Origin of the sequence: Stieleria sp. (assembly GCF_041595215.1) — a bacterium.
Taxonomy (GTDB): Bacteria; Planctomycetota; Planctomycetia; order Pirellulales; family Pirellulaceae; genus Stieleria; species Stieleria magnilauensis.
This window is the reverse complement of sequence record NZ_JBFHKV010000255.1, coordinates 1-8,954: the sequence shown is the minus strand read 5'-3', so window position 1 is coordinate 8,954 and position 8,954 is coordinate 1. Positions and strand designations below refer to the sequence as shown.

At 60.5% G+C, this 8,954-nt stretch carries 5 protein-coding genes; all 5 read left to right on the top strand.

The genetic code is table 11. The features are described 5' to 3' along the window. Positions 1-251: 251 nt before the first annotated feature. Positions 252-1,148 carry a hypothetical protein gene (locus ABX749_RS12015; protein WP_372896194.1) on the top strand — a complete coding sequence of 299 codons (897 nt, stop codon included), beginning with the start codon at positions 252-254 and terminating at the stop codon, positions 1,146-1,148. A gap of 341 nt (positions 1,149-1,489) precedes the next feature. Then, on the top strand, positions 1,490-4,114 hold the full coding sequence (locus ABX749_RS12010; protein WP_372896193.1) for a DUF1592 domain-containing protein: 2,625 nt from the start codon (positions 1,490-1,492) through the stop codon (positions 4,112-4,114). A 34-nt stretch (positions 4,115-4,148) separates the two neighbouring features. Next, positions 4,149-5,591: a DUF1552 domain-containing protein gene (locus ABX749_RS12005; protein WP_372896192.1), complete on the top strand. Its 1,443-nt coding sequence runs from the start codon at positions 4,149-4,151 to the stop codon at positions 5,589-5,591. 361 nt (positions 5,592-5,952) lie between these two features. Continuing rightward, the gene (malQ, locus tag ABX749_RS12000) at positions 5,953-7,500 is read left to right on the top strand and encodes a 4-alpha-glucanotransferase (RefSeq protein ID WP_372896191.1); all 1,548 of its coding nucleotides are present in this window, start codon (positions 5,953-5,955) and stop codon (positions 7,498-7,500) included. Between the two features lie 144 nt (positions 7,501-7,644). Next, the coding region (locus ABX749_RS11995; RefSeq protein ID WP_372896190.1) for a mercuric reductase at positions 7,645-8,954 on the top strand (1,310 nt) is incomplete at its 3' end.

Below are 8,954 nucleotides of genomic sequence, written 5' to 3'. Positions count from 1 at the left end.
TTGCCAGCGGTCAGTGGCTTGCCAGCGGTCAGTGGCTTGCCAGCGGTCAGTGGCTTGCCAGCGGTCAGTGGCTTGCCAGCGGTCAGTGGCTTGCCAGCGGTCAGTGGCTTGCCAGCACACCACGATTCGGACTGCTCTTGCCGGGGGGGGGAACTAGACCCTTAGGATCGCGCGGGTGGCGAGGTCGCCACGGCTGCGTCGCGCATGGCGGAGTCTGTCTCCGTCTTCACTTGGGCTAAGAGTGACTCTATATGCAACGCCCCATCGTATTTGTTCATTGTGGCAGCGGCGAGCATCTCCATCTGGCGACCCGTCAAGCCAAGCTACACAACCCGGATTCGCCGATTGTGCTGTTGGGCGATCATTCCAACCGCACGCTCAAATTCGTCGACCAGCATTACTGCGCCGCAGATTTCTTCGACGGCGCGGCCCGATTCGCCGAGCGCTACGTTCACCACAGCCGCAATCGCGTCGACTGGGAACGATTCTGTTTTGAACGCTGGTTCATTCTCAACGAGTGGATGGGCAAACAGGATTGCGAGTCCGCCTGGACCTTTGATTCCGATGTGTTGGTTTACAGTGACCTGGACGAGGTCGCGGCGGAGCTCGCCGGCGACGCTCTGGCATACTGCACGGTAAGCGGTCACGCCATGTTGGTCGCAGCACGTACCGGCCTGGATGCGTTTTGTCGTTTTTGTGAATCGATGTACGAACCCACTGAGCAAAAGCGGCAGCGGTTGGCGGATTACGCCGAGGCTCAGTTGAAACGCGACGGCCAGGGTGTCTCCGACATGACCGCACTGGCTTGGTTTCGCCACGAGTCTGGATTGTCGATCGGGGACTTGTCGTGCCCGATCAACGGACGGTTCTTCGACGATAATCTCTGTTTGTCCCAGGGCTACGACGCCGCCGGTCGCAAACGGATCCGTTGGCGAGACGGTCTGCCGTACGCGACCGACACCGCAACCGGGCAGTTGGTCGGAATGCACGCGATCCACTTTCAGGGAAATGCCAAGAAGCTGATGCCCGCTTACTCCAGTCGCCCCGATCTGGTCGTACTGGGCAGTTTTCTGCGTCGCAACTTGCACTCGCCCATCCGCCGAATCCGACGCAAACTCAAAATGATTCGAGCGTCTCAGGCCGCCTAGTGCTCCGGCAACGTTTGGATAGAGGGTGCCATGTGAGGGGCCCCGTAGGCCCCGCGCCAAACGGCTGATCATCGTTTGACCTCAGCCGGTTCGCGCCAGCGTCCGGGCGGCGCATCAATCTCGATTTAGCAGTATTGGTCGCGAGCCCTCCGGTCCCCAATCGTTCCCGAAACACCGGAGGGCTCGCGCCCTACCGCTAAAAAATGCTTCACAGCGTTGCGAGCCAGGGTCGGGGCGTCTGTGCTGACTTCGCGACGCGGATCGCCGCGGTGACGCTATACTGCTGGATGGTTCGCACCCAGTTTTGGGGTGCACCCGACAAAAACCCAATGAGGCGTCTTGTGCAATTTCGGACTCTGCTGACGCTAGCATCCCTGGCGTTCATCGCGCCTGTCGCTCGTGCCGTCGATCGCGTCGAGCGTGGCTTGCTGGTTCGATACGACTTCAGTGAGAACGACGGGCAGACGATTGTCGATCGCAGTGGCGTCGGAAAACCGTTGAATTTGGTGATCGATCGATCCAGTCGCGTGCAACGTTCCGGTGGGTCGTTGGTGGTCGAATCGTCTTCGTCGATCGCGTCCACACAACCCGCCACGAAGATCATCGATGCCGTCAAGAAGTCCAATGCGATCAGCGTCGAAGTCTGGCTGAAACCTGCCAATCGATCCCAGTCCGGCCCGGCCCGAATCGTTACGATCTCCGCGGACACCAGCCAGCGCAATTTGACGCTGGGACAAGACAAGGATTTCTACGACGTTCGGCTACGAGCGACCGGCAGTGACAACAATGGACTTCCCTCAACGAGCAGTCCCAAGCGATCCTTGCAAACCAAGGTGACCCATGTCGTGTTCACCCGCGACGCCGGCGGCAAGACGACGATTTATCTCGATGGAAAACGCGTAGCCGGCAAAACGGTCAAAGGCAACTTCCGCAACTGGGACCATCGACAGCGATTGTATCTGGCCAATGAAGCGACGAAAGACCGACCCTGGCTGGGAGAGTTGCATCTGGTGGCCGTCTACGATCGGGCGCTCTCGGACAAGGACGTGCGGCAGAATTTCGCGGCGGGAAGTCGTGCCGGGCGTGCGGCGTCCTCCGCCGGCAACGTTGCCAAAGCCGACACGCTACTGTTCGACCGACACGTCGCGCCGCTGTTTGCAAAACATTGTCTCGAATGCCATGACGCGGCGATCAAAAAGGGCGAACTGGATCTGTCCCACAAGGCGTCCGCCGTGGCCGGGGGCGAAAGCGGCAAGGTGGTCGTGCCGGGAAAAGCGTCGCAAAGTCTGCTCTGGGAATTGGTCTCCTCGGATGAGATGCCGAAGGATCGTCCACCCCTGTCACCCGAAGAAAAAGACTCGCTGCGAAACTGGATCGACTCCGGCGCGGCCTGGCCGGTCGAGGCAATTGATCCGGCGGTCTATCTGAACGAAGGCCATGCGGGTGAAGTCTGGTTGCAGCGACTGACCGTCAGCGAGTACATCGCCACGGTGCGCAGCGCGGTCGGCGTCGACATTGCAAACGAAGCCACGCAAATTCTGCCGCCCGACTTGCGTGCCGACGGCTTCAACAACACCGCCTACAACTTGAACATCGATTTGAAGCATGTCGAAGCCTACAACAAGCTGGCCGAAATCATCGTCAGCCGGATGGACATCCTGGAGTTCGCCGGGCGGTTCTCCAAGAGTCGAAAACTTTCCACCGACGACACGATGCGCGATCACGTCGCCGCGATGGGGAAATGGTTGCTGCGTGGTCCACTGGATTCCAACGAGATCAACAAGTACAGCGGCATCGCGACGACGGTGGCCAGCGCCGGCGGCGATTTCAAAGAGGCGATCGGCTATATCGTGCAAGCCATGCTGCAATCGCCCCGGTTCGTGTACCGCATCGAATACCAACACGGCGACGGCAGTTCGCGGCTGGTCGATGACTATGAACTCGCGTCCCGGATGAGCTACATCCTGTGGGGAGCGCCGCCGGACGAGGACTTGCTGCGTGCGGCCGAGAAGGGCGAATTGACGGACCGAACCGTGGTCGAAGCCCATGTCAAACGCATGCTCAAAGACCCCCGTACGATCGAGCGTTCCGAGGAGTTTGTTTCACAGTGGTTGAACCTGGGACGCTTGGCCAACTTGCGCCCCAATGCCAAGAGGTTTCCGAACTGGAATGCACAGCTCGCTGCGGACATGCAACAGGAAACACTCGCCTATTTCAAAGAGGTGGTGTGGACCCAGAATCGGCCACTCTCGGATTTGTTGAACACACAAGTCACCTTCGCAACCCCAGCGCTAGCGCGGCACTACGGACTCCAACCGACGGACAAGAGCACTGACAGCAAGCCCGCTCGATACGATCTGACGAAGGTCCCCAGTCGCGGCGGCCTGCTGACTCAGGCGAGCGTGTTGACGATCGGCGGTGATGAAGCGTCCATGGTCGCGCGCGGTTTGTTTGTGTTGAACGATTTGCTGCGCGGCACGATCAACGCACCTCCGCCTTGCGTCAACACCGTCCCACCGCCGACCAAAACGGGTCTGACCCAACGAGGGATCGCGGAAACTCGCATCGCGGACAACAAGTGCGGTGTTTGCCATACCCGTTTCGAACCGCTGGCGTTCGGGTTGGAAAAATTCGACGGCATCGGTGCGTACCACGACAAAGACGAGCATGGCAACACACTGCGTGACGACGGTGAAGTGCTGTTTCCAGGCACGGCGAAACCGGTGGCGTATCAGACATCGAACGAATTGATGGATCTGCTGGCGACCAGCGAGCGGGTGCAGCAAAGTTTGACCTGGAAGATGACCCAGTTCGCGCTCGGCAGACCGCTGGTCGCCGAAGATGCTGCGACTGTCGACAAGATTCACCAGACGGCACAACAAGCCGGCGGAACCTACTCCGACTTGATCACCGCGATTGTCATGAGCGATCTGGTTCAGCGGGCCAGAACCGAAGCGACCGAGTAGAAACCAAACAGATTAATTCTGGGAGTATAGGCTGATGCACAGGAAACGAATCGACCGCCGCACCCTGCTCAAGGGCGTCGCGGTCAAAGGCGCCGGGGCGGTCGCGATCGGGTTGCCGTTGTTGGAGGAGATGACGCTGACGAAGGCGATGGCGGCCGAGCAGGTGGATGTTCCGGTGCGGGCGTTTAATGTGTTCTTCGGACTCGGCATCCCGGCCCCGCTGCAGAAAGAAGGTTTCGACGGAGTGCTGGAGCCACTGAAACCGTTGAGCAAGAAATTGCTGATCATGCGCGGCGTCGATCAGTTGCGTGCCGACGAGAAAGGCATCAACGCGCACTACGACGGCGCGACCGCGGCGTTCACCGCCGAACCGCCCGATGGTGAAGCGAAGGCGGGTGGCGCGTCGATCGATCAAGTGATCCGTCGCAACCACTATCGCGACGGCATGCCGGCCGGCATGGTGCCCACGCTGGTCGCCGGAACGTTCTTTCGCCGCAGCCGGATCGGTCGGTACGTTCACAGTTACAACGCCGACGGGACGGTTGCCGCGACGATGCAGGAAAAACCGCGTGACCTGTTCGAGCGCGTGTTCGGAACCATCGGCGCGGCCGACGAGGATCCCGACAAACGCCGCGCTCGATTGAAACGGAGCGTGCTGGATACGGTCGTCGACCAGTACAAGTTCTACACCGGCGCGAACTCTCCGCTGGGTTCTACTTCCAAGGCACGTATCGCCGAGCATCTGGACCGGATTCGTGAATTCGAACAGCGGGCGTATGCGATGAAGGGCAAAGTCGACGGCGCGCCTCCGTTGCCGCCGCAGTCGCAGTTGCTGCACGGCGGGTCGGCCGATCCGGGCGGCGAAGGCATCGATATCACGCTGGAGGAATTGTCGTCGGAATGGCGTCTGATGGCCGATCTGTACGCCTTGGCCATCCAAACCGATCGCACCCGCTTCGGCGCGTTGACCTTTTTAGCCGCCGGCGAACGCATTCGGCTGAAAGGTGACTACGACTACGACGGCCGCAAGGTCTTTCAATTCGACGACGAAGGACAACACAAGAAATCCGGTTCGGCGGGCTGTAGCCACGAGTGGTGGCATCAGTTCAATGAGAACAAGAAGAACGAAGCGCTGCGCGCCCACGCGCACCTGAAAATGCGCGAGGTCGCCTACTTCCTCAGCCGACTCGATACCGAGGATTCGGTGGACGCCAATGGCAAGACGATTCTGGAAAACTCACTGATCACGATTTCCACCGAGTCCGGCGACGGGCGTCACAACGACGTCAAACGCGAACTGTCGGGCGTGTTCCATGCGATCAGCGGAGCCGGGGGGCGTTTCAAAACCGGCCAAATCCTGGACGTCGGTGCCGAGGGTGTCGACGTCTACAACACGATGCTGACCGCGATGGGCTGCAAGGATCTCCTCGGCCCCCAGAAACGCGACGCGAGAGCCGTGGATGCGATTCGCGCATAGTGCTCTGTGCAGATCTGAATGGTGCAGATCTGAATTGAGGGTTGCGTTTGACAAGCGAACCAAGGTCGGGCTGTAAACTTGCTGGAGTGCTTCGTCAAGATTGAATGTGGCCAGAGCATTCGTGTCTTGTCGCGTGATTCGAGGGTGAAACCGGCGCTAGGGCATGGCAGCGTGAGTTCAACCGCGATAGCCGGTTGACCGGCTTGACTGATCGGTCGCCGACCGGTCTGTTGCTCGATGTCTGCGGCGAGTGTGTTGCCGCAACAGAACGCACGCCTCAACCCACTGGCCGGCCCCAACCCATCGACCGGCCCCGTTCGGCTCGTCCACGAGATGATGACGGCCAATCAAAGGGACCCGTATGACTGACGAGTGCCAGCCAAACCCCGTGTTCTCTCTCCAGGATCGCGCCGCGGGCGTCTTGTTGCACGTCACGTCGCTGCCGTCACGTTACGGCATCGGCGACCTGGGGCCGCAGTCGCGGATTTGGATCGACTGGCTTCACGACGCCGGGCAATCCTGTTGGCAAGTCTTGCCGCTGGGACCGATCGGGTGTGGTTACTCCCCGTATTCGTCGCTGTCGTCGTTCGCCGGAAACTGGCTGATGATCAGTCCCGACGAGCTGGTCGCCGAGGGTCTGTTGCAGGCTGACGAGCTGGCCGACGAGTCCCATTCCGCCGCGAGCGACTCGGAAACCTCCGTCGACTACGATTCCGTCATCGCGTTCAAGCAGCGGTTGCTGACGACGGTCTGGACCAACTTTCGCGGCGGCGCCGGCGACGCCGAGTTGCGACCGGCTTACGAGCAATTCTGTCTGGCTGCGTCGCACTGGCTGGACGATTTCGCGATGTTCTGTGCGCTGCGTGATCGGCACGGCGAACACTACCTGCAATGGCCGCGCGAACTGGTCCATCGTGACGCCGACGCGTTGGCCCAAGCCGGCCGCGATCTGGCGGACGAAATCGATCAGGTTCGATTCAGCCAGTTCCTGGTGTTCCGTCAGATCGCGCGATTGAAAGCCTATGCCCATGCCAAGGGTGTGCGGTTGATCGGCGACCTGCCGTTCTTTGTGTCGGCCGATTCGAGCGACGTGTGGGCCAATCCGGAAATGTTCTTGCTGGACGAGGAGCGTCGGCCGCTTTTCGTCGCCGGAGTCCCGCCGGATTACTTCAGCGCCGATGGTCAGCTGTGGGGAAATCCGGTCTATGACTGGGCGGCGCTACAAGCCACCGGTTACCGCTGGTACATCCAACGCATCCGAGCGTTGTTGACTCAAGTGGATCTGGTTCGCCTGGATCATTTCCGCGGATTCGCAGCTGCCTGGCACGTGCCCGCCGGCGCGGAGACGGCACTCAGCGGCGAGTGGGAGCTTGGTCCGGGTGCCGATTTCTTTCGCGCCCTGCAAACGGATCTGGGGGCACTTCCGTTTCTCGCCGAGGATTTGGGGTTGATCACGCCGGACGTGAACGAGCTGCGTGACCAGTTTGATCTACCGGGAACACGTGTGTTGCAGTTCGCGTTTGACGGCACGCCGGACAATCCCTATCTGCCGGAAAACCACGTGCCCAACACCGTGGTGTACACCGGGACGCACGACAACAACACGACGCGGGGCTGGTTCGAATCGCTCACCGAGGAGGAGCAGGAAACGGTTTGCAGCGTCCTGGAGAAACCCGGTCTGGACGGTGAGCCCGCTGCTGCCGAACTGCTGCGTCTGACTTGGTCCTCGACGGCAAACCTGGCGATCGCTCCGCTGCAGGATCTGTTGGGCTTGGGCGCGGAAGCGCGCATGAACGTGCCGGGAACGACGCAGGGGAATTGGAGCTGGCGCGCGACCCCGTCGATGCTGTCCGCGACGGCCTGCCAGCGGTTGCGGGATTTGACGGAAGCCTGCGATCGATTGCGTTGACGGTATTTTCGCGGTCAGCGACCCTTGGCGGTCCGCAGGCTCAGTTCACTATTATGCGATTGGGAAGCGAGCGCGAGCATCTTGTGAACGTGCTTCGTGCCGTCAGATCACCGAACCGCCAAGCAAGCCTGGAACACCGACAGCATGAACGCACTTCTACCGCGCGACCAGCACAACGAACAACTTGAAGCGAACGTTCATCCGCCGACCTGGATCAATCCGGCACCCGAGGCTCCTTATCACTTGGTCGTCATTGGTGCCGGGACCGCCGGTCTGGTGACCGCCGCCGGCGCCGCGGGTTTGGGTGCCCGCGTGGCCCTGATCGAACGCGACCTGATGGGCGGCGATTGTTTGAACGTCGGTTGCGTTCCGTCCAAGGGCGTGATCAGTTCGGCGCGGATTGCCGCCACGGTGAAGCAGGCCTCGAACTATGGCGTCGACGTGCCCGGTGGAGCGGAAGTCGATTTTGCGGGAGTGATGCAGCGGATGCGTCGACTGCGCGCCGGCATCAGCCGTAACGATGCGGCGGACCGTTTTCGCGATCTTGGAGTGGATGTCTATTTCGGACAGGCCAGTTTCGTCGACTCCGAAACCATCGACGTCGCCGGCACCAAGCTGCAGTACAAGCGGGCGGTCATCGCGACCGGTGCCAGAGCCGCGGCGCCGCCGATCGACGGACTCGATCAAATCGACTACCTGACCAACGAGTCGGTGTTCTCGCTGACCGAGCTTCCGCGACGATTGGGAATCATCGGTGCCGGCCCGATCGGATGCGAGATGGCGCAATCATTCGCCCAGCTGGGGTCGGAGGTGTTGTTGGTCGAATCCGAGCATGGCATCCTGACCAAAGAAGATCGTGACGCGGCTGAGATCGTTCAACAAGCGATGCTGCGTGACGGGGTAAAACTGTTGTGTTGTGGTCGTCAGTTAAAGCTCCGGCAGGACGGAACGATCCGGCTGACGGTCGATTCGCACGACCAGCACTACGACGAGCCGATCGATCAGTTGCTGGTCGCCGTCGGTCGCGCACCGAACGTGGAGCATTTGAACCTGGACGCAGTCGGTGTTGACTTTGATTCCAAAGGCGTCCGCGTGAACGATCGGCTACAGACGACCCATCCGAGGATCTACGCCGCGGGCGATGTGTGTTCGAAGTATCAATTCACGCACGCGGCCGATTTCATGGCCCGGATCGTGATCCAGAATGCCTTGTTTGCCGTCGGGCCGTTTGGCAAAAAGAAGGTCAGCGACTTGGTCATTCCGTGGGCCACTTACACGTCACCTGAAATCGCCCATGTGGGGCTGTACGGCCACGACGCCGAGCAAGCGGGAATCGAAATCGACACCTACGTCCAGCACTTCAGTGACGTCGATCGCGCGATCCTGGAAGGCGAAGAAGAAGGTTTTGTGAAAGTCCATACCAAGAAAGGCACAGGTCAAATTGTCGGGGCAAC